This window comes from Desulfobacter latus, assembly GCF_013389365.1.
In the GTDB taxonomy this organism is placed as follows: Bacteria; Desulfobacterota; Desulfobacteria; order Desulfobacterales; family Desulfobacteraceae; genus Desulfobacter; species Desulfobacter latus.
In genome coordinates this window covers 1-255 of the sequence record NZ_JACADJ010000235.1, presented here as the reverse complement: position 1 = coordinate 255, position 255 = coordinate 1, and the positions used below count along the sequence as shown (strand labels likewise).

Annotated in this window: 1 rRNA gene; it reads left to right on the top strand. The window is 47.8% G+C overall.

The annotated features are described in order from the left end of the window. Positions 1–255 (top strand): 16S ribosomal RNA (locus tag HXW94_RS20675); the annotation flags it as partial.

The following is a 255-nucleotide window of genomic DNA, read 5'->3' as shown; positions in this document are numbered from 1 at the left end:
CAAGCCTGGGATAACTATCCGAAAGGGTAGCTAATACCGGATAAAGTCGATTCACATAAGTAAATTGATGAAAGATTGCCTCTTCTTGAAAGCAATTGTTTGGGGATGAGTTTGCGTACCATTAGCTAGTTGGTGGGGTAAAGGCCTACCAAGGCTGCGATGGTTAGCTGGTCTGAGAGGATGATCAGCCACACTGGAACTGGAACACGGTCCAGACTCCTACGGGAGGCAGCAGTGAGGAATTTTGCGCAATGG